Origin of the sequence: Nostoc sp., assembly GCF_036917775.1 — a bacterium.
In the GTDB taxonomy this organism is placed as follows: Bacteria; Cyanobacteriota; Cyanobacteriia; order Cyanobacteriales; family Nostocaceae; genus Nostoc.
On record NZ_JBALEQ010000064.1, the window covers coordinates 1 to 19577 of the forward strand.

At 42.4% G+C, this 19577-nt stretch carries 18 protein-coding genes and 1 pseudogene; 9 read left to right on the forward strand and 10 right to left on the reverse strand.

All coding sequences use genetic code 11. The features are described 5' to 3' along the window. Window positions 1–301: 301 nt before the first annotated feature. The 3 genes from ppsA to V7K69_RS11010 form a co-directional block, all read right to left on the reverse strand. Window positions 302–2920: a phosphoenolpyruvate synthase gene (ppsA, locus tag V7K69_RS11000; protein WP_335034155.1), complete on the reverse strand. Its 2619-nt coding sequence runs from the start codon at window positions 2918–2920 to the stop codon at window positions 302–304. A 151-nt stretch (window positions 2921–3071) separates the two neighbouring features. Continuing rightward, window positions 3072–3626, reverse strand: coding sequence for a GNAT family N-acetyltransferase (locus V7K69_RS11005; protein ID WP_335034157.1), 555 nt, complete (start codon window positions 3624–3626; stop codon window positions 3072–3074). Between the two features lie 71 nt (window positions 3627–3697). Continuing rightward, window positions 3698–4171, reverse strand: coding sequence for a hypothetical protein (locus V7K69_RS11010; protein WP_335034159.1), 474 nt, complete (start codon window positions 4169–4171; stop codon window positions 3698–3700). Between the two features lie 221 nt (window positions 4172–4392). Here V7K69_RS11010 and argB point away from each other — a divergent pair, with 221 nt between their 5' ends. From argB to V7K69_RS11025, 3 genes are all read left to right on the forward strand, one after another. After that, window positions 4393–5289 carry an acetylglutamate kinase gene (gene argB / locus V7K69_RS11015; protein ID WP_114084277.1) on the forward strand — a complete coding sequence of 299 codons (897 nt, stop codon included), beginning with the start codon at window positions 4393–4395 and terminating at the stop codon, window positions 5287–5289. Between the two features lie 301 nt (window positions 5290–5590). After that, window positions 5591–6133 (forward strand): tetratricopeptide repeat protein, encoded by a 543-nt coding sequence (locus V7K69_RS11020; RefSeq protein ID WP_335034161.1) that lies wholly within the window; start codon window positions 5591–5593, stop codon window positions 6131–6133. A 26-nt stretch (window positions 6134–6159) separates the two neighbouring features. Beyond that, window positions 6160–7053, forward strand: a complete 894-nt coding sequence (locus V7K69_RS11025) for a DUF3153 domain-containing protein (protein ID WP_335034164.1) — start codon at window positions 6160–6162, stop codon at window positions 7051–7053. 172 nt (window positions 7054–7225) lie between these two features. Here the strand turns inward: V7K69_RS11025 and V7K69_RS11030 are convergent, their stop codons facing one another. Then, complete coding sequence (locus tag V7K69_RS11030) at window positions 7226–7621, reverse strand: winged helix-turn-helix transcriptional regulator (protein WP_335034167.1); 396 nt, start codon at window positions 7619–7621, stop codon at window positions 7226–7228. 149 nt (window positions 7622–7770) lie between these two features. Between V7K69_RS11030 and V7K69_RS11035 the strand changes: the two genes are divergently transcribed. Further along, window positions 7771–8388, forward strand: a complete 618-nt coding sequence (locus V7K69_RS11035; RefSeq protein ID WP_335034169.1) for an FMN-dependent NADH-azoreductase — start codon at window positions 7771–7773, stop codon at window positions 8386–8388. Between the two features lie 79 nt (window positions 8389–8467). Here V7K69_RS11035 and pdxH read toward each other — a convergent pair whose 3' ends face one another. Next, complete coding sequence (gene pdxH, locus V7K69_RS11040) at window positions 8468–9112, reverse strand: pyridoxamine 5'-phosphate oxidase (protein ID WP_335034172.1); 645 nt, start codon at window positions 9110–9112, stop codon at window positions 8468–8470. A gap of 127 nt (window positions 9113–9239) precedes the next feature. Here pdxH and V7K69_RS11045 point away from each other — a divergent pair, with 127 nt between their 5' ends. The 3 genes from V7K69_RS11045 (at window position 9240) to V7K69_RS11055 (ending at window position 12875) form a co-directional block, all read left to right on the forward strand. After that, window positions 9240–10325 (forward strand): AI-2E family transporter, encoded by a 1086-nt coding sequence (locus V7K69_RS11045; RefSeq protein ID WP_335034175.1) that lies wholly within the window; start codon window positions 9240–9242, stop codon window positions 10323–10325. Window positions 10326–10640: 315 nt separating this feature from the next. Then, window positions 10641–11474, forward strand: a complete 834-nt coding sequence (locus V7K69_RS11050; protein ID WP_335034177.1) for a ScpA family protein — start codon at window positions 10641–10643, stop codon at window positions 11472–11474. A 231-nt stretch (window positions 11475–11705) separates the two neighbouring features. After that, window positions 11706–12875, forward strand: a complete 1170-nt coding sequence (locus tag V7K69_RS11055; protein WP_335034179.1) for an NDP-sugar synthase — start codon at window positions 11706–11708, stop codon at window positions 12873–12875. A gap of 181 nt (window positions 12876–13056) precedes the next feature. Here the strand turns inward: V7K69_RS11055 and speA are convergent, their stop codons facing one another. Then, the gene (gene speA, locus V7K69_RS11060) at window positions 13057–15075 is read right to left on the reverse strand and encodes a biosynthetic arginine decarboxylase (RefSeq protein WP_335034182.1); all 2019 of its coding nucleotides are present in this window, start codon (window positions 15073–15075) and stop codon (window positions 13057–13059) included. A gap of 217 nt (window positions 15076–15292) precedes the next feature. Between speA and ndk the strand changes: the two genes are divergently transcribed. Next, window positions 15293–15742, forward strand: a complete 450-nt coding sequence (gene ndk, locus V7K69_RS11065) for a nucleoside-diphosphate kinase (RefSeq protein WP_012412496.1) — start codon at window positions 15293–15295, stop codon at window positions 15740–15742. Between the two features lie 82 nt (window positions 15743–15824). Here the strand turns inward: ndk and V7K69_RS11070 are convergent, their stop codons facing one another. Next, window positions 15825–16547 carry a TerC family protein gene (locus V7K69_RS11070; RefSeq protein WP_335034185.1) on the reverse strand — a complete coding sequence of 241 codons (723 nt, stop codon included), beginning with the start codon at window positions 16545–16547 and terminating at the stop codon, window positions 15825–15827. A 273-nt stretch (window positions 16548–16820) separates the two neighbouring features. Between V7K69_RS11070 and V7K69_RS11075 the strand changes: the two genes are divergently transcribed. Then, window positions 16821–16979, forward strand: a complete 159-nt coding sequence (locus V7K69_RS11075) for a type II toxin-antitoxin system ParD family antitoxin (protein WP_335034188.1) — start codon at window positions 16821–16823, stop codon at window positions 16977–16979. Between the two features lie 420 nt (window positions 16980–17399). Here V7K69_RS11075 and V7K69_RS11080 read toward each other — a convergent pair whose 3' ends face one another. The 3 genes and pseudogenes from V7K69_RS11080 to V7K69_RS32940 form a co-directional block, all read right to left on the reverse strand. Then, entirely contained in the window at window positions 17400–17843 is a 444-nt protein-coding gene (locus V7K69_RS11080; RefSeq protein ID WP_335034190.1) for a hypothetical protein, read from the reverse strand. A 67-nt stretch (window positions 17844–17910) separates the two neighbouring features. After that, a complete protein-coding gene (locus V7K69_RS11085; protein WP_335034192.1) occupies window positions 17911–18603 on the reverse strand; it encodes a hypothetical protein in 693 nt (230 codons plus the stop codon). 91 nt (window positions 18604–18694) lie between these two features. Continuing rightward, window positions 18695–19486 (reverse strand): annotated as a pseudogene (locus V7K69_RS32940) (Uma2 family endonuclease); the annotation flags it as partial. Between the last annotated feature and the right edge of the window lie 91 nt (window positions 19487–19577).

A 19577-nucleotide genomic window follows, 5' to 3' on the forward strand; every position in this document is an offset into this window, starting at 1 on the left:
AATTAGTTTGGTGTCTGCTTCTTTTGAACTCTAACTCTTTGATGTCAATGGGTTTTACTTTCTTGTAATTTGCGATCGCCCCGTGGTCGATTACCGCTATCTTGACCTTCAGGCTTGGTCATCTCAAGTTTTTGGTCAGTCCACGCTCTCAAAAAGAAAAACTGTATTTTCGGACTCAATTGACAACACAATAATTGCATGAAGTTTGTTAGCAATTTCCCTACAAAGTCAACATCCTACGTTGAACTCTCGTAAATTGGCAAAGGTATTGATTTAAAATCCAATGCAAGTAATTTTCGCTTTAATCTAGGATTTCTACATACCCTTGTGTTCCATTCACCCGGATTCTGTGTCCGTCTTCGATCAGCTTGGTAGCATTCTCCACTCCGACAACTGTTGGTAAGCCATATTCACGTGCGATAACTGCTCCATGTGTCATCAGTCCACCAACTTCGGTGACTAGGCCTTTTATGGATACAAACAATGGTGTCCAGCTAGGGTCAGTAAAGGAGGTGACTAATATATCTCCATCTTCTAGATTGGCATCTTCCATGTTTAAGATGACACGGGCTCGTCCCTCAATAACTCCAGAAGAAACAGGTAGACCTACAATAGCTTCAGCAGGGAGATTTTCTCGTTTGTACTCACCCGTAATAATTTCACCGTCAGAGGTGATAACACGTGGGGGAGTTAGTTTTTCATATAATTTGTACTCGTCTTTTCGTTTGCTGATAATCTGGTAATCCAGTTTATTGGTGCATACGGCTTCATGAAGTTCTTCAAAAGTGAGGTAGTATATATCTTCTTTTTCATGAATAACGCCCACTTGTACGAGTTGTTCGGCTTCTTTGAGTAACGCCTGCTTATAAACAAAGTAGCGATTAACCATGCTGTATTTTGGATATTCACGATAACCGATGAAATTCCGAATTAGGCTGATCATTCGTTTTGTCTCTTCGGCCTTTTGTTCACCATCAGGTAATTGCTTCAATCGATCTAATAACTCTTGTTCTTTTTTCAAAGCTGACTGTTGCCCTTGCTCAAATTTCCGATTGCTGGCATTAGGCTCAAAGTTTTTGATGTTACTGAGAATCATGGGAACAAGTGTAGTTGGTTTTTCACTCCAACGAGTTTTAGTAATATCGATTTCTCCGGCACATCGCATTCCGTATTTGTTGAGATAAGCATAGATAGCATCTTGAGTTTCCTTTCCACCATTAAACTTGACCAGTTCATCCAAAAAACTATTATCTTTTACATATTGTAAATAATCAATTACTTCAGGATAAGGACGAATTACATCTGCGACATCCAATAGCGCCAGACCCATAGACGAAGTAATATTGTTTGGCGCAGATTGAGAAAGTATGTCTGCTGCATTTTTCTCACCTAACCATTCGTTCATTTTTTCATTTATCCATGATGAAGCATTCATACCAGTCATAATTACACCAAAACTCTGTGAGTCAAAAAAGGTCTTCTTTGATTGCTGGATATCTTCCAGAATAAAATCAAACAGATCCGATCCTGATTTCGTTTGAATGTGTTGTTTTAAGGCTTCTATCGATGTTTGGCTACTCTTGATCAAATCAGAAACGATTGTTGGATCATATTCGTTTAGTGTTTGATAATTCGCTGGCGACACACCTTTATTGCTTTTACCGGGATCTGATTCTTTTTTATCATCCGGTAACGATTTTATAAAATCTCCCCGATCTATTATGGTCATAAATGCGTCTTTTATAAGCGGATCGGACTTTCCCAAAACATCTACTATAATTTCTCTTCTAACAGGTGAAGCCAGATCAGGTGTGATATCAACAAACAACCTTCCACCAGCTTTATACATGGGTCGAGCAGCTGTTAACTGGAATAAAGACAATCCCAATGGTTTGAGGGGGTCAGTCATCATTTGTTGATGACCGACAGATACATAGACATGATTTTCCCGATCGCTCGCTTCAGGGATCGGGTATAAAGTAGTGATTGGGCGACTCTGGACAATATAAAATGTATCATCAACCAAACACCATTCGATGTCCTGGGGGCAGCCGAAATGTTCTTCGATCTTTCTGCCTATGTGCTCAAGCTGTACAATCTGCTCATCCGTCAGCGCTTGCCTGTTCTGTCTAGAAGGCTCAATCTCCTGTTCTTTCGTACCGCCATCTTTTAAGGCATAAATAGCCAGTTTCTTGGTGGATATCTTCTTATCGATAACCTTGCCGTTACACACTTTATAGATATCAGTATTCACAATGCCTCTGACCATAGCCTCACCAAGTCCGAAGCTGGCATCAATGGATAACACTTTCCTATTAGAAGTGACGGGATCGGCAGTAAACAAAATTCCTGCCACCTGCGGGAAAACCATCTTTTGAACAACGACAGACAGGTGGACTTTACGGTGGTCGAAGCCGTTTTGAAGGCGGTAAATTACTGCCCTATCGGTAAATAGCGATGCCCAGCACTTGCTGATATGCTGATAGATTGCCTCCTTTCCAATAATGTTCAAATACGTATCCTGCTGGCCTGCAAAAGAGGCCGTTGGTAAATCCTCTGCGGTTGCGCTGGATCGTACTGCATAGGCATTTTTTTCATCAAACCTGGAGAGGAGGCTGGCGATCTCTTTATTAATGTCTTGAGGAATAGCTATCCCTTCGATGATCCTGCGAATCTCACCGCTAAGTTCACCGATTTTATCCTGGTCTTCTACCAATAGATGGGATAACCGATCAAGTAATTCGTTAATCGATGACGTTTCCGCAATGATTCTTTTAAAGGCTTCAGTAGAAACGCAGAAGCCATCCGGTACAAGGATTCCTTCAATCTTGGAAAGTTCCCCCAGGTTTGCGCCTTTGCCCCCAACAACCGGGATTTTTGTTTTATCAATATCTTGAAAACAAAGCACAAATGAACTCATCAGTTTCGCTCCTTTGGGAATTCATACTTTGCTAATTAACCTTCTCCTAAGAAAACAGAATGGTTTATTTTATCCATAGTGGGCGATCGCTCATGAACAGCTTCTGTCACTTTCCGGAAAAAGAAAATAGTAAATCGGCTTAGGAACTATGTTATCTAACCATACGACGCTCCCACATCTCTCTTGTGATCCGCCAATGTACCTCATTCCAACCACGAGCAGACATCCACGATGAGCCTGGACGAATGGCCACCACCTCCGCCCCAAACCATTCTGCCAACCGATTGCTTCGTGCATTTGCGCTTACAGTAGAACCAGATATTACCTCCAGGCCTAGTTCCCTGAACCCAAAGTCGAGCAGGGCACGCCCAACCTCGATCGCATAGGCATAGCGACCCCAGTAGGTTGGTGCTAATTCAATGCCCAGTTCCATCTCACCCGCCTCGCACTCCATTCCCCGCAATCCGCAGCAGCCGATCAGCACGTCAGGTTCCTGTTGCTGCACGATCGCAAGTTGGTAATTGAGTCGGGGACGATCAGCAGCCCACCTCTGAAATGTCTCAAACAAACGGGTTGGATGTTCGGGACTAGCTTCGTCTGGTCCATAAAATCTCAGGTTGCGCGGATCAGCTTGATAGTCCAGGAATGGCGATCGATCTAACTCAACGAAATCACGTAGCAAAAATCTTCTGGTGACAATTTCCATAAGCTGTTAATTCTGACTTTTCACGTTATAACGAATTGCACTTTTACATAACGTGAAAAGTCAAAAACTGACTAAGGTTTAAACTTGAGTTCAAAACCTTTAAATGTTGTCACCTGTGCATACATAAACCCCTGACTAGTTTCATAAGCATCAGAACCACGATAGGGTTCTGCTAGGAAAGGAGCTTCAGCCCGCCACTGAACATTAATTGTTTGACCTACTTGGCTGACATACTCAGCAGTAAAGGTAAGACCGCATAAACCGCCTTGTTCATGAGGCTTTACAAAGTCAATAAATAGGCTTCTGATTTGTATTCGTCCTTTAACCACGTTACCATCAGGTAGATGAATCTCAGCTTTTTTGGGATACTGCGCCATCAGTCGTTCGAATTGACAGCTATTTAAGGCATTAATGTGTTCCTCCACTACCTTAATCGCCGTGGGTTGAGGTTTTAGAGTTGATTCATGCTCAAATGGAATCGTTAATTTGTTAATAGCAACACCGAAGAGAAAATCATTAATTCCCGAAAATGCCGAGACTTTCAAATTGGTGACGCTCGCAAAACCAACAGCAAGTAATAATACTGCGAAATTTTTAGAGTTCTTCGAAGCAATGGATCTAAATCTTGGATCTTAAAAGTAGGTTTTTGAGAGTGATATTTATACAAAAAGCTTATTTTGCTCTTGGCAGCTATGAGATATTGTTACAAGGTACAAAGTCTTCTACACTGACTGGAATAGGTTTTAACTCTCAACGGCGGCTCCTCATGACGGACAACGATTCTGAATACATCAGACAAACTGAAGCCACTCGTGTGCGTGTACTAAGCGAAGCACTACCTTATATTCAACAATTTGCTGGTCGCACTGTTGTTGTCAAATATGGTGGCGCAGCAATGAAAGATAGCACACTGAAAGACAAAGTTATCCGCGACATTGTATTTTTATCTTGCGTGGGCTTGCGTCCAATTGTAGTACACGGCGGTGGCCCAGAAATTAACAGTTGGTTAGATAAGCTGGGAATCGAACCACAATTTAAGAATGGTCTACGAGTCACTGATGCTGCCACAATGGATGTGGTGGAAATGGTTTTAGTTGGTCGAGTTAACAAAGAAATTGTCGCGCTAATTAACCAAGCTGGTGGATTGGCTGTAGGACTTTGCGGTAAAGACGGTAATCTATTTACAGCCCGTCCTCAAGGTCAAGAAGACATCGGTTTTGTGGGGGAAGTCAGCAATGTTAATATCAAGATTTTGGATACCCTCGCTAGCAATGGCTATATTCCGGTAGTGTCTAGCGTCGCCGCAGACGAGACAGGGCAAGCTTATAACATTAATGCCGATACTGTAGCTGGAGAAATTGCTGCGGCACTAGGAGCAGAAAAGTTAATTTTACTCACTGACACTAGTGGAATTTTAAAAGATTACAAAGACCAATCTACCTTGATTCCCAAAGTAGATATCCGCGAAGCCCGCGAGTTAATTGTCAATGGGATAGTTACCGGTGGGATGATTCCCAAAGTTAATTGTTGTGTGCGATCGCTTGCTCAAGGAGTCCGTGCAGCGCACATCATCGATGGTCGCATTCCCCACGCCCTATTACTAGAAATATTTACTGATGTTGGGATTGGGACGATGATTTTGGGTTCGCAATTTACCTCTTGATACTTATGGAGCATGGGGGATTGGGCATTGGGAATTGAGAAGAGGACAAGGGGAAAGACTTGTTTCAAGTTCTCTCTCACTTCTATGTCCTCTGCTCCCTGCTCCCCCTGCTCCCTGCCCCCTACCTCTTTATATTTTGCTCACTTGCATTTGATACCAGAGTTTTTAATTAGAAAATAGTCGCAGCTACTTAGTTAAAATTTTTGAAATTTATCCACTTCAAATTATCAGCCTTTGAAAAGATTCCAAAAAGATTGCTGGTGTTGGCAAAATTAAAACAGTGCTAATTTTTGTATAAGACGTGAGTGCAGAAAGTTTAGAAATTGCTAAAACCTTCTACCAGATTGGGAAAATTGCCTTTGAAAATGGGCGATACCGCGAAGCTGTAGAAAATTTAGAAAAGGCCAGCGCCCTGTTAGCTCGTAATTCTCGCTTTGGGGGTGAAGTAGAAATTTCTCTGGTGACAGCTTATGAAGCGGCTGGACGCACGGATGAGGCGATCGCTCTTTGCGAAAGACTCAAACGCCATCCCTATATTGAAATCAGCAAACAAGCGCGACAGATGGTTTACATCTTAAAAGCACCAAAGCTGAAAAGACCTAGTGAATGGATGACCCAAATCCCTGATTTGGGCACACTACCTGATAATGAACTCAAAATTTCTGTAGCTGCTAAACCCACTAAATCTTCTGTGCCGCAGAAGCCAAAACCTACAGAGCCAGAATTTGTTGACCTCAGCCAGGTCAATACCAGAGATAATCGCTTTATCTGGGTGGCGCTAATTGCCATTGGTTTAACCATCTCGTACTTGGTTTGGTTAAATTTTTCAGTAACCCCTGGCTGATACTATGTTGACTTTTGGGGAGATTTATGGTTTCAACTTCTTCAATTTTCGGAAAGATTTTGTTGTGGTTAATTAGACCATTTAGTTTTGTATTGACACTGAATGGTCGAAATCGAATGAACCGCGTCTTTCCGATGCGAAATCCTATATTGTGGCTAGTGCTGTTAACATCCCTGTTACTGACTGGCTGTGTTAAGTACGATGTAGGGCTTAACTTTGATAATTCAAATAGTGGTGAATTCGTACAGCATATTAAGTTGGGAGAGCGGCTAACCAGCTTTAGTGGCGATTCTGTATACGAATGGTTGAGTAGCATAGAACGCCGCGCTCGTCAACTAGAAGGTAAAACGCAGCGAGTTTCCCAAGAAGAAATCATCGTTACAATTCCTTTTAGTAGTGGTAGGGAATTGCAAGAGAAGTTCAACGAATTTTTTAATTCCCGTACAAATCAATCTTCTGAGGCTGTGCAGAGCAAATCTGACTCAGAACTGCCAAAAATTGAATCAAACGTCCTTTTGGAGGAAAACAATTTTTTACTTTTAGTCCGAAATCGGTTGATTTATGATTTGGATTTGCGATCGCTTGCTCTAATTGCCAGCAAAGGTAATGTTCTCGCTAATGCTGGTTCAATTCTCGACTTGGAATTTAGCTTGAAAACTCCTTGGGGAGCCAAAAACATTCAATTAACTGACACTGCCGAAACTGCCATTGAGCCAGAAAAAAATGGCAATCAACTAGTGTGGAAACTCCAGCCTGGTCAACTCAACCACATAGAAACAGTTTTCTGGCTTCCTAGTCCCCTTGGTATTGGTGCATTGTTAATTATCCTATTTGTCTGGGGAGGATTGTACTTGAGATACAACTTCATGCCAGATCCCAGAACTCAATTGCTTCCCAAAGCAGCAGCTACCCAGGAATAGTAGACATCTATTGAGGGAATTGGAATTGGGAATTGGGAATGGGAAAGAGGACTTGGGGACAAGGAGAATTGGGGACAAGGGGAAAGACTTGTTGTAAGTTTTCCCCCTTGTCCCCTTGTCCCCTTGTCCCCTTGTCCCCTTGTCCCCTTGTCTCCCTTGTCCCCCCTGCTCCCTATGCCTCCCCTGCTCCCCCTGCCCCCTGCCCCCCTGCTTCCTCCCCATTCCCCATTCCCTGTTCCCGTTGTTCGCTGCCATACCAGCGTTCAGCAAGTACATTGAGTTGATGAAGGATTTCAATGAGTTCCTTACCCCGTTCTGTCAGACCGTAAGTTACTTGGGGTGGAACAGTTGGTTCATATTGGCGATAAATAATCTCTGCTGCCTCAAGCATCCTTAGTCTTTCTGTTAAAACTTTGGTAGAGATGCCCTCGACTAAGTGCTTCAATGCAACAAAGCGAGTAGGCCCACTATTACACAACACCCACAGTATATACATTGTCCAAGGGCCTGATAGTAAAGACATCAGAATACTGATTGGGCAAGCATCAGAATTTTTAGAGACAGACATCGATAAATTCGCCAAATTTTTCCAATAGTTACTTTATGGTAACTACTTTACTTTAGTAACTAGTTACTTCTAGTATCTGATGTAATGCTTTGAAATTTAGACTCAAAAAAAATCAAAGCAGTAAACTCTAGCTAATCAGGAGATATTTGGTGGTAAACATTCTACATATTGATTCCAGCCCCCGTGCTGAACGATCGCACTCACGAGAACTATCTAAAGAATTCGTTAGTGCTTGGAAGGCAGCACATCCTGAAGATGCGATCGCCTATCGAGATTTAGGGCATCACCCAGTTCCTCACGTTAATGAAGCTTGGATTGCAGCTGCATTTTCACCACCAGAAACCCATACCCCAGAATTAGCTGAGGCAATCAGAGTATCTGACGAACTGGTTGATGAGTTTTTGGCAGCCGATCGCTACGTCTTTGGAGTGCCAATGTACAACTTCAACATACCTTCTACTTTTAAGGCTTACATCGACCAAATCGTTCGCATTAACCGGACTGTTGCCTTAAATGCTCAAGGTTTTAAAGGGTTAGTCGAGGGTAAAAAAGCAGTTATCATTACAGCACGTGGTGGTGACTTTAGCCCTACCTCCCCTGCCGTTGCTTATGACTTCCAAGAACCCTACCTGCGGACTATTTTTGGCTTTATTGGAATTACAGATATTCAATTTATTAACGCTAACAGCTTGAACGAGGGTGATGCCCGTACCCAATCTCTAGCAGAGGCACGGGCAGCAATTCAAGACGCGATCGCTCAGTGGTAATGTATGAAATTGGGAATTGGGAATTGGTTATTAATTCTTCTCCCCCTGCTACCCCTGCTCCCCTGCACCCTGCCCCTCTTCAGGGTGACAACCGAGCAATTTTCCAAGTGCCATTATCTAAACGGCTATAGAGCAAGCGATCGTGTAAGCGACTAGAGCGTCCTTGCCAAAATTCAATTTCTGTAGGGATCACTCGTAAGCCTCCCCAATGAGGTGGTCGGGGGATCTCTTGATTTTCATATTTGCTATTAAACTCCTGCATACGTCGCTCTAAAACTTCTCGACTTTCTATCACCTCACTTTGATTAGATACCCATGCACCCAGGCGACTGTTAGGAGGGCGAGTATCAAAATACTGGTCGGATTCAGTTTCAGAAACTTTCTCTACATACCCACAAATCCGAACTTGACGTTCTAGTTCTGCCCACCAAAAGACTAAAGCCGCCAGAGGATTTTCTGCTAGTTCTTGTCCTTTGCGGCTGTTGTAGTTGGTGAAGAAAGTAAAGCCCCGTTCATCGAAATCTTTCAGTAGCACCATTCTGGCTGAGGGCTTACCGTCGGGCGTGACGGTAGCAAGAGTCATCGCATTGGGTTCGGGGAGTTGACCTGCTAAAGCCTGATCGAACCATTTTTTAAATTGGATAAAAGGATTGAGGTCTACCTCAATTTCGCTTAAACCTTCCAAGGTGTAGTCTTTGCGGAGGTCAGCTACGGTTTTGTCCATTTTGATTTACTTCCTTGCTATCAGATACACTTATACATATCTTTGTTAAAAATATCTATGATGATAATCAGTGTCATCAAGAATTTTACAAATTCTTTCAGGAATATCTTAAGATAGGTTGCATAAAATGCGCCGTTCGGCCTCCCTTCAACGCCTGTTAATTTATGGTCTGAGCGGTCCAATTATCGCTCTTAATGTCTGGCTATTGTCCGTGCTTTTTCGATACTTCCAGCATCCAATTACCGTCTTGAGCATTGGGGCAATTTTAGCTTTTTTACTAAATTACCCGGTTAAGTTCTTTGAACGCGCCCGAATCACGCGCACTCAGGCGGTAATCATAGTTTTACTGGCAACATTAACCCTGTTTGGGATTCTAGGTGTCACCCTAGTGCCGTTGATCATTGACCAAACAATCCAACTGTTAAATAAGATCCCTGATTGGTTAGGCGCTAGTCAAGCAAACTTAGAGCAATTTGAGATGCTGGCAAAACAACGACGTTTGCCGATTGATCTCAGGGTTGTCAGCAGTCAAATCAATGCCAACATTCAGAATTTGGTACAACAGCTAGCTTCTGGGGCAGTTGGATTTGCTGGGACACTATTATCAGGCTTATTTGACGTAGTGTTAGTCATTGTGCTGGCATTTTATATGCTTTTATATGGCGATCGCGTCTGGTATGGTCTGGTCAATCTTTTGCCTTCTAATATTGGAGAGCCTCTTACCGCATCCTTACGCCTAAATTTCCAGAACTTCTTCCTTAGTCAGTTGTTGCTAGGGCTATTCATGATGCTAACCCTGACACCAATTTTCTTAGTCATGAAGGTACCCTTTGCCCTGCTGTTTGCCATATTAATTGGGATTTCAGAACTCATTCCCTTTATTGGGGCATCTCTTGGCATTGGTTTAGTGACAATTTTAGTACTACTGCAAAATTGGTGGTTAGCAGTTCAAGTTGCTATAGCGGCAATTCTTATGCAGCAGCTTAAAGATAACTTGTTAGCTCCCAGATTACTCGGTAACTTTATCGGACTGAATCCCATTTGGATTTTTGTAGCTATTTTGATGGGATTTGAGATTGCTGGGCTGTTAGGAACGCTTGTTGCTGTTCCCATTGCTGGTACTATTAAAGGCACTTTCGATGCGATCAAGAGTGGCAAACCGAGTGATTTTGTCTCAACTGTCACCATTGCTCATGACCCACCTCAAGATTGAGAGGGGAGGGGCAGAGGGGGACAAGGGGGACTTGGGGACAAGAGGGAGAACTTGAAACAAGTCTTTCCCCTTGTCCCCAATTCTCCTTTTCCCCAAGTCCTCTTCCCAATTCCTAATATCAAAAGTTGCACATTCCGATCTCACAATTCACAATAATGATTGATTACAAATTTCAGAGGATACTGGCAGCAGGCAATTCCTGATTAAAAGAAGCACAAGCGGAATCTATTAAGTACACGCTTTGCCAAGAGTCAATGAATTTACTGTTGAATTTACAGTCTTTCGATTCTTAATTAATTAACTTAGAACCCGTTGATGGAAGCTTCCGAGCTATTAGAAACAATCACACTCCTGATTTACCAAGCTGAACAGGGAGAAATTGACCCTTGGGATGTCCAAGTAATTGAGGTGATTGACCGTTACTTAGAACTGATGGCACCGGAGTCGATAGGAAGAGGCTATGAAGCGGATTTGTCTCAATCTGGACAAGCATTTTTATCAGCATCAATGCTGGTATTATTCAAAGCCAATACCTTGATGCAATTGTCAACAGTAGGTGATATTCAGGATGGTGTATTAGATGATGCGATGCTGGAAGATGAAGACGGAATATCACATCATGGTCATCGTCTACCATTAGAACGGCAATTGCGTCGCCGTCCATCGGCAATGCCACCACCGAAGCGGCGGGTGACTCTGCAAGAGTTAATCAAGCAATTGCAGATTATGGCAAACCAGCTAAAACTAGTAGAAAAAGTCAGCAAGCCTATTCGTCCCAGACGTTTGCCTAGCGTCCAAAGTATGCGGGAGGCGCTGGAGTTAGCTCACCAAGAAAATCTGACAGAAGTAGCTGGAGAACTCGAACAAGTCTTGAATTTATCGGCTAGAGAGCTAAATTTAGAACAAAATTGGTTGAATTTAGAACAACTTGTAGAATTGTGGACTCAAACAAAGATTTTCAATCAAAATGGGTCTGGACATGAGTCTACTAAACACAGTCATTTAGTTAGCGTTTTCTGGGCGCTACTACTACTTTCGGCTCAATCGAAAGTAGAGCTATTTCAAGAGGAGTTTTACAATGAGATTAAAATTCGGCTAATTACAGATTCAGCTAAGACCAGTAAACCTTTTGAGCAGTCGATGAACTAAAAAAGCGAAAAGTAGCCCTACAGATAATTTACAGATTTTTGATTCAGTCTCAAAATCCGAGTAAATTGAAAAGATAAGCGATCGCTTGTCATCTAAGTATATAGATGGTTGTAATAACCACTAAATTCCTGTTATCCCTGTTTTGGGGATAACTTAGAGCAGAAATAAAAACTGATGATTAAGTATCACTCGATAAAAGTAAACTGGCTTGTGGTTGAGGAATAAATTTTTATGAAAGCGATGATTCTCGCGGCTGGCAAGGGTACTCGCGTGCGTCCGATTACCTATACAATTCCTAAACCAATGATTCCCATCCTGCAAAAGCCAGTGATGGAATTCTTGCTGGAACTGTTACGCCAACATGGATTTGACCAAATTATGGTCAATGTCAGTCATTTGGCTGAAGAAATAGAAAACTATTTCCGTGATGGTCAACGGTTTGGGGTGCAGATTGCCTATTCCTTTGAAGGCAAAATTGATGATGACGGTAAACTGGTAGGGGAAGCAATCGGTTCTGCTGGAGGGATGCGCCGCATTCAAGACTTCTCACCGTTTTTTGATGATACCTTTGTGGTGTTGTGCGGTGATGCGTTGATCGACCTAGATTTAACTGCTGCGGTTAAATGGCATAGAGCTAAAGGGGCGATCGCTACTATTATTACAAAATCTGTTCCCCAGGAAGAAGTTTCGAGCTACGGTGTGGTAGTCACTGATGAAGAAGGGCGTGTTAAAGCTTTCCAAGAAAAACCTTCAACTGAAGAAGCCCTCAGTACGAATATCAACACAGGTATTTACATCTTTGAACCAGAGGTTTTTAACTATATTCCCTCTGATGTGGAATATGACATTGGTAGCCAATTGTTCCCCAAATTGGTAGAAATCAAAGCCCCCTTCTACGCCATCCCTATGGACTTTGAATGGGTAGATATTGGTAAAGTTCCAGACTATTGGCGGGCGATTCGCGGTGTACTGCTGGGTGAAATCAAAAATGTGCAAATCCCCGGTCATGAAGTCGCCCCTGGTATTTATACTGGCTTAAATGTTGCCGTGAATTGGGACAAAGTGGATATCACAGGCCCAGTTTACATCGGCGGGATGACAAGAATAGAAGACGGAGCGAAAATTGTTGGCCCAGCGATGATTGGCCCCAATTGTTGGATATGTAGTGGCGCAACAGTAGAAAATAGCGTGATTTTTGAATGGTCGCGCCTGGGGCCAGGAGTCAGGTTAGTCGATAAGCTAGTGTTTGGACGTTATTGTGTAGATAAAACTGGGGCCGCTATAGATGTCCAAGCGGCTGCTTTAGACTGGCTAATTACCGATGCTCGCCAGATACCACCATCTCATACCCCTGTTGAGCGACAAGCGATAGAGGAATTGTTGGGGACAAACGTGGATTAGGGGATGGGGGATGGGGAAGAGGCAAGGGGGCAGGGGGCAGGGGGAGCAGGGGAGGCATAGGGAGTAGGGGGGGACAAGGGGACAAGGGGACAAGGGGGAAAACTTACAACAAGTCTTTCCCCTTGTCACCAATTCTCCTTGTCCCCAAGTCCTCTTTCCCATTCCCAATTCCCCTTCCTAACTAACTATTCAGATATGTGTATCTTCTGAGACTCTGCTCGTAAGTTTGCAGTAATCGCTGAGATTCTGCTAGGGTGATACGCTTTTCTTCTAATGCTTTCTCACAACGCTGGCGAATGTTTTCCACCATATCTTCGGAGTCATATTGAACGTAGCTTACTACTTCGCTCATTGTGTCACCTTTGACAACGTGTTCAATCTGGTAGCCTTTGGGCGTTAATTGGATGTGAACAGCATTAGTATCGCCAAATAGGTTGTGCAAATTGCCCATGATTTCTTGGTAGGCTCCATTCAAGAACATCCCTAAATAATAGGGTTCTCCGGGCTTGTAGGTGTGTAGTTCTAAAACCGATTTGACATCGCGCAGGTCAATAAAGCGGTCTATTTTACCATCACTATCGCAGGTTAGGTCTGCTAAAATTCCTCGCCGGATTGGTTCTTCAGTCAAACGATGGATTGGCATGATGGGGAATAGCTGGTCAATTGCCCAGCAATCTGGTGCTGATTGAAACACTGACATATTAACGTAGTAGATGGAAGCCATGATTTTCTCAAGGTCTTCTAGTTCATCGGGTACGTATTCTTGCTGTCTAGTGATGTTGAGAATTTTCTGACAACAAGCCCAGTATAGCCGTTCGGCTTTGGCTCGTTCTCTGAGGCGTAAAATTCCTAAGTTGAAGCGGCTGATGGCTTCTTCTTTGAATTGGGCCGCGTCGTGGTAGAACTCTTGATAGTTCTCTTGGTTGATGGATTGGTAAGTTTCCCAAAGATAATTAATTATTGGGGATTCTCCCTCTTGTGGAGGTTCTGGTGAATCGAGAGGGACATCGCTGGTACTGAGAACGTCGAAAATCAGCACAGACTGATGGGAAGCGATCGCACGTCCACTTTCGCTAATCAGTGTTGGTACGGTAATTTGCCGCTCTGCACAGGTATCTTTTAACTCTGCCACGATGTCGTTGGCATAGTTTTGCATATTGTAATTTTTCGACGCATAGAAGTTGGTTTGGGAGCCATCATAATCTACGCCCAAGCCGCCACCGACATCAAGGTATTTCATATCCGCCCCCAGCATCGCCAATTCCACATAAATGCGGCTGGCTTCTTGGATGGCATCTTTAATTACATTAATGGCAGAGATTTGTGAGCCGATGTGGAAGTGCATCAACTGCAAAGAGTCAAGCAGGTTAGCTTCCCGTAACTTGTCAACAGCCTCAATGACTTCAGGCATTGTCAAACCAAATTTAGCGCGATCGCCACTAGAGGCTCCCCAACGCCCCATACCTTGAGTGCTGAGTTTAGCACGAACCCCTAAAATTGGTTTAATACCTAACTGGCGATTGGCATCAATTACCAAATCAACCTCTTCAATCTGTTCTAAGACGATGACTGGTGTTTGTCCTAATCTCTGGGCTAACATTGCCGTTTCGATGTATTCTCGGTCTTTGTAGCCGTTGCAAATTAACAATGCTCCTGGGGTATCGAGGACAGCCAGGGCAATCATTAATTCTGGTTTGGAACCAGCTTCTAAGCCAAATTGATGGGGTTTACCAAACTTGACCAAATCTTCAATCAAATGCCGCTCTTGGTTGCATTTGACAGGAAACACACCCCGGTATACGCCAGGGTAGTTGTAGCGGGCGATCGCTTTGGCAAAACAAGCATTCAACCGTTCAATCCGGTCTTCCAAAATATCGGAAAAGCGAATCAACATTGGAAGTCCCAAGTTGCGCTGTTTCATGGAGTTAACCAATTCAAACAAGTCAAGAGATCCCCCGCGATCGCCCTTGGGTGACACGGTGATATGACCAGCAGCGCTAATGGAAAAATAGGGTTGTCCCCAACCTTCAATACGGTATAGTTCTTCGCTATCCTCAATTTTCCAGGAGCGAGGTAAACTTCCTATGGTAGTACTAGGTGGTAAAAGTTTCTTTTGTTTATGATTTTTCACTTCAGATTTTTGTCCATTGGACGGTACTGGTACCACCTCGTCAGATGTAGCAGTTGACTCAACACCCATTTCTTCCTAACCTCTGTTTTTCGCCCACGACTTAACAATTTAACGCATTCATTTGGGAACGTATATGTACCCAAAGATAATTTCTAAGATAAACTCTGATTGGTCAAGAGTCATTGGTCATTAGTCAAGAGTCAAGAGTGCAAAACCCTTAGACAAATAACAAAGGACAAATGACAAATGACAAGATAAAAACTTTATTAAGCTTTGGGAGATCGTAATGGAACGCACATTCTTAGCAATTAAGCCTGACGGAGTACAACGGGGATTAGTGGGGGAAATTATCCGTCGCTTTGAAACTAAAGGTTTTACCCTAGTTGGTTTAAAGTTCTTGAAAGTCAGTAAAGAACTGGCTGAACAACACTATGGTGTTCACCGGGAACGTCCATTTTTTGGTAGTCTAGTCGAATTTATCACTTCTAGCCCAGTGGTAGCGATGGTATGGGAAGGTGATGGTGTCGTTGCATCTGCCAGAAAGATTATTGGTGCCACGAACCCCTTAACATCTGAGCCGGGAACAATTCGCGGTGATTTTGGCATCAATATTGGTCGAAACTTGATTCACGGTTCTGATGCTCCAGAAACCGCACAACAAGAAATAGCCCTATGGTTTAAAGATGAAGAATTGGTCAATTGGCAACCACACATAACCCCTTGGTTGCACGAGTAAGACATTAGGGAGTGGGGCATTGGGCATTGGGCATTGGGCATTGGTTATTTCTCCCCCATTCCCCATTCCCCATTCCCCATTCTTACTTAGATGCTTCGCTCTTTTCTGCTTCTAATTGGGGCACTTCAGTGCTAACACGCTTAGAAAATCCCCAGCCTAAAATCAGGAAGATGGCAGTAATCATGATCCATTCTGGTGGAACTAAATTATCGTTCACCACTTTTAACAACAGGCGCAAGCCTACGAACGCTACAGTTACATAGCCTGCATCTTCTAGGTTTTCGTATTCGTCTAGCCAACGGATAAACAATCCCGCCATAAATCGCAGCGTAATAATCCCAATTGTTGCACCCGTTAGCACTAGCCATTTTTCTTGAGAAACTGCGATCGCAGTTGTCACGCTATCCAAAGAAAATGCCAAATCTGTAAATGCAATCACAGGTATCGCTTGCAACAATGAATTAAAACGCGGCCCGTGATGGTGATCGTCTTTGGATTCTTCCGAGGTAAAGTGTTGGAATACCAACCACAGCAGATAAACAGCGCCTAATAATTCAAATTGCCAGAATTGTTGCACCCAAGTGGCAGTCAGAATCAGGGTGATTCGCAGCACATAAGCAACGACTAAACCAAAGTTGAGGGCTTTACGCTCAAGTTCCTTGTCTTCCAACCCCCTAGCGATCGCAGCGAGAGCGATCGCATTGTCGGCAGATAACAGCGCCTCTAAAGCCACCAGGATCAGCAGAACTATAAGGGCTTCAAGGCTGAAATGAAAGTCGAGGTAATCAAAAATTCGGTCTAGCATTCCGGGTTTCTCAAGCAGAAAAAATTAAAATTTGACAAGATTCAGAGATTTATATATTAAAAAGCGCAATAAATTGTCACTCTAATTCAGCTTAACGTGGTTCTGGTGCATTTTGAAGAGGGTTGAATGTGTGCGAGGGCAGAGCAAGTGGGGTAATTTGCGTATAAGTCAATACATCCGAAGTTTTAACATCTGACTCGGTGCGATCGCAATCGCCTGCTGTCAGTTCGCATCTAAAATTAGAAGATGAGAACAAAAATATGGTAATAGCTTATGAATATTTCCTTAACAACCGAGCTTGAGCAGTTTATTCAAAATCAGGTTACAAGCGGTAAGTACACTTCAAATGAGGAAGTTATTCTTGCAGGTATTAGGTTGTTAGAGGAAAGGGAACGTATTTACAAGGGTCGCTTTGAGGAACTGCAAAGATAAATTGCGATCGGGGATAACGACTCGACGGTAGAGAAGTAATCGAGCAACTGCGTCAAACCTTGATTTCTCACAAGTGAGAAATCAAGGAGTGTGGGAGGATGGGGAAGAAATCTGACACGTTAGAGAGACGCGATAAATCGCCGTTTCTACAAAGAATGTACTCGTCAATTATTCCTTGACAGACTACTATTTTCGACTTGTGTGTACACCGTAGCTTTACTAACGAGAGAGATGTCTGATAGGACAGGGTGAGGTTTTTTACTGTAAAATCAAACAGCGATCGCTCTCCTAAATGCTGTCTTATAGTAAAAATTAATAAAATCATGCGATCGCTACCATTATCTTTTAGTAGCTCAACATTACCATTGCGAATTCAATACTTTAAGGGCAATTGAATTTACCACTACTCAACTAAAAATCTCACAAAATCTCTGACAACTTTACCACCAGAGTATTTGCCAAATCTAATAACCTGATGTCGTCATCTGTATCAATACTATTTTCTTCACCAGCTAACAGATTTATTACAGCAGATAACCTGTCATTAGATTCAGAAATTCTCCAAACTTCTTCTAAGTTTACGGCAAAATCAAACAGCGATCGCTCTCCTAAATGCTGTCTTACCTTCACAGCTACAGTATCATTACTTACCAAAAATTCTTTGATAGTATCTAATTGAGAATTACCTAAAATTTCGTCATGTCCCCACGTTTCTAGCCAGTCTCCATCTACATCTTCAACGTAAAAATTTACAAAATTAACTCCGTAAGTTAGCCAGTTTTGCTGCATTTGTCGCGCTGTTGCTAAAGCTTCAGCAAATGTATCCACTTGATTGTCACAGTGAGTTTCTCTTTTGTTAGCCATAAAAGCTGTAATTAGCAAGTAAGTATGTAGGCTGAACACAAACCGGAAATATCAAATTCCTTAAAGTTCACGAAAATTTTAAATATTTGCCACCAGAAAGGTAATCACTGTTATACAGGGCCACGTTGACTAACTGGTTGACAAAATTAGCATCCTTAGGATTGTAACTTAAGAACAATCCTCTCTCTATTTCCCACGATCGCAGTGTATTTTGCCAAGCTTGGTACTTTTGGTAATTGAGTTCTTCAGAGACACTAGTAACTTGAATGCAAAGCGGTTGATTGTTACGACTACTAACAATTAGGTCTGTTGCCATAGAGAGGTCGGCGATATAACGCTGCCAAAAACTACCTTCTCGACTGACAACATCTTGAGCTATTGACTTAATGATATCATCATCGACCTGATTAAATTCACCTGCCATCAATTTTTGTTTCCAAATATAAAACTTGGAGTCACTTGCATTAATCCATCTAGGAAATAGATAACCATACCAATATCTCTCAATCGGTGTCATCAACTCGAATTTTGCTTTCTGTTCTTCTTCCGAAGGTAAGGATTTGATTATCAGCCAAATGGTAGAATCAGTAATTACCTCTAAGAGAAATGCAATAACAAATGGTTTTGCAGTCAGGGAACCTGGCTTGATATTTTTTACCCAACGATTGATTTCATCCAATCTTCTCGCCAAATTATGATCTACCGAGGAAGCTTGCTCGATAAGGGATTTTAGCTTATCCTTAATCTCTGTTGCTTGCAAACGAGGCCCTACTTTCAGAAGATAACGCTTTTTTACACACCAATAACTAAATCTTAACTTGAAAGTGTACTTAATTAATTTCCTGATGTCATCAAATATTCTCTAAGTCGATGCCCTTTATCCGTAATACCTCCCGCAATCGAGCAAGTTCTTGCTCTGCTTGTTGGGCGCGTTCTTCTGACTCTTGGGCACGTTCTTCTGCTTGTTGGGCACGTAAACGTTCTTGTTCAGATAACTCTTATGATGATAATATTAATTGATTTTCAGTAGTGAAGAATCTTAATTTACCTTCATAAACTCCCAAATAAAGTTCTAACTGCTGACTCCACAAAAGTCCATCAGTAGTTACTTGGATTTCTTGATACTTGCCATCAACTAAATGAAATCCCTGAAGTTCCATTGTTACAGGGTCAAACCAGAAATAATCTGGTGTACGGAAGGTATCTTGATAAACTTGTTTTTTTCTAGAGTGGTAAAACTCGCTAGATTAGATTTTTCATGATTGAAATAGGCGTAAATAGGTAAACCAAAATTTTCAATAATAACGAATTTACTACGTTTAAGTTTTTGCTCTAGCTAGTTTTGCCACGCTAGGTTTTTTTAACCCTTTATCAACTGCTGTCGTTGAACTTGACAAAATTTCCACAATCACATTTGGATATTTGCCGTCTTCTTGCCAAACTACCCAACTCTTACGGTCTTTTTTCTGAGTCCCCAAAACTACAAAAAAGTCTGGGCCACGAAAATATTCTGATTTCTTCTGGTTAGGACTGTAGTAAATCGTCAAGTTCCCAGAAGCATAGAAATCTTGCCTTTCTCGCCACCATAATTTGAGTATGCGAATTAGCAAATCAATTTGGTCGCGGTGTAGGTCACTTTCTAAGAGCCTGTCAAGAAACAACTTTTACAAGTTTTAGAGAATATTGAGGGTTGGTGAGATAGTGTAATTCCATTCGCCATGAAATTCATGTGGC

Excerpts from the sequence above, each read along its gene's own strand:
- ppsA (WP_335034155.1), bottom strand. The coding sequence starts at position 2,920 with ATGAGTTCATTTGTGCTTTGTTTTCAAGATATTGATAAAACAAAAATC.
- V7K69_RS11005 (WP_335034157.1), bottom strand. The coding sequence starts at position 3,626 with ATGGAAATTGTCACCAGAAGATTTTTGCTACGTGATTTCGTTGAGTTA.
- argB (WP_114084277.1), top strand. The coding sequence starts at position 4,393 with ATGACGGACAACGATTCTGAATACATCAGACAAACTGAAGCCACTCGT.
- V7K69_RS11025 (WP_335034164.1), top strand. The coding sequence starts at position 6,160 with ATGGTTTCAACTTCTTCAATTTTCGGAAAGATTTTGTTGTGGTTAATT.
- V7K69_RS11030 (WP_335034167.1), bottom strand. The coding sequence starts at position 7,621 with ATGTCTGTCTCTAAAAATTCTGATGCTTGCCCAATCAGTATTCTGATG.
- pdxH (WP_335034172.1), bottom strand. The coding sequence starts at position 9,112 with ATGGACAAAACCGTAGCTGACCTCCGCAAAGACTACACCTTGGAAGGT.
- V7K69_RS11045 (WP_335034175.1), top strand. The coding sequence starts at position 9,240 with ATGCGCCGTTCGGCCTCCCTTCAACGCCTGTTAATTTATGGTCTGAGC.
- V7K69_RS11050 (WP_335034177.1), top strand. The coding sequence starts at position 10,641 with ATGGAAGCTTCCGAGCTATTAGAAACAATCACACTCCTGATTTACCAA.
- V7K69_RS11055 (WP_335034179.1), top strand. The coding sequence starts at position 11,706 with ATGAAAGCGATGATTCTCGCGGCTGGCAAGGGTACTCGCGTGCGTCCG.
- speA (WP_335034182.1), bottom strand. The coding sequence starts at position 15,075 with ATGGGTGTTGAGTCAACTGCTACATCTGACGAGGTGGTACCAGTACCG.
- ndk (WP_012412496.1), top strand. The coding sequence starts at position 15,293 with ATGGAACGCACATTCTTAGCAATTAAGCCTGACGGAGTACAACGGGGA.
- V7K69_RS11070 (WP_335034185.1), bottom strand. The coding sequence starts at position 16,547 with ATGCTAGACCGAATTTTTGATTACCTCGACTTTCATTTCAGCCTTGAA.
- V7K69_RS11075 (WP_335034188.1), top strand. The coding sequence starts at position 16,821 with ATGAATATTTCCTTAACAACCGAGCTTGAGCAGTTTATTCAAAATCAG.
- V7K69_RS11080 (WP_335034190.1), bottom strand. The coding sequence starts at position 17,843 with ATGGCTAACAAAAGAGAAACTCACTGTGACAATCAAGTGGATACATTT.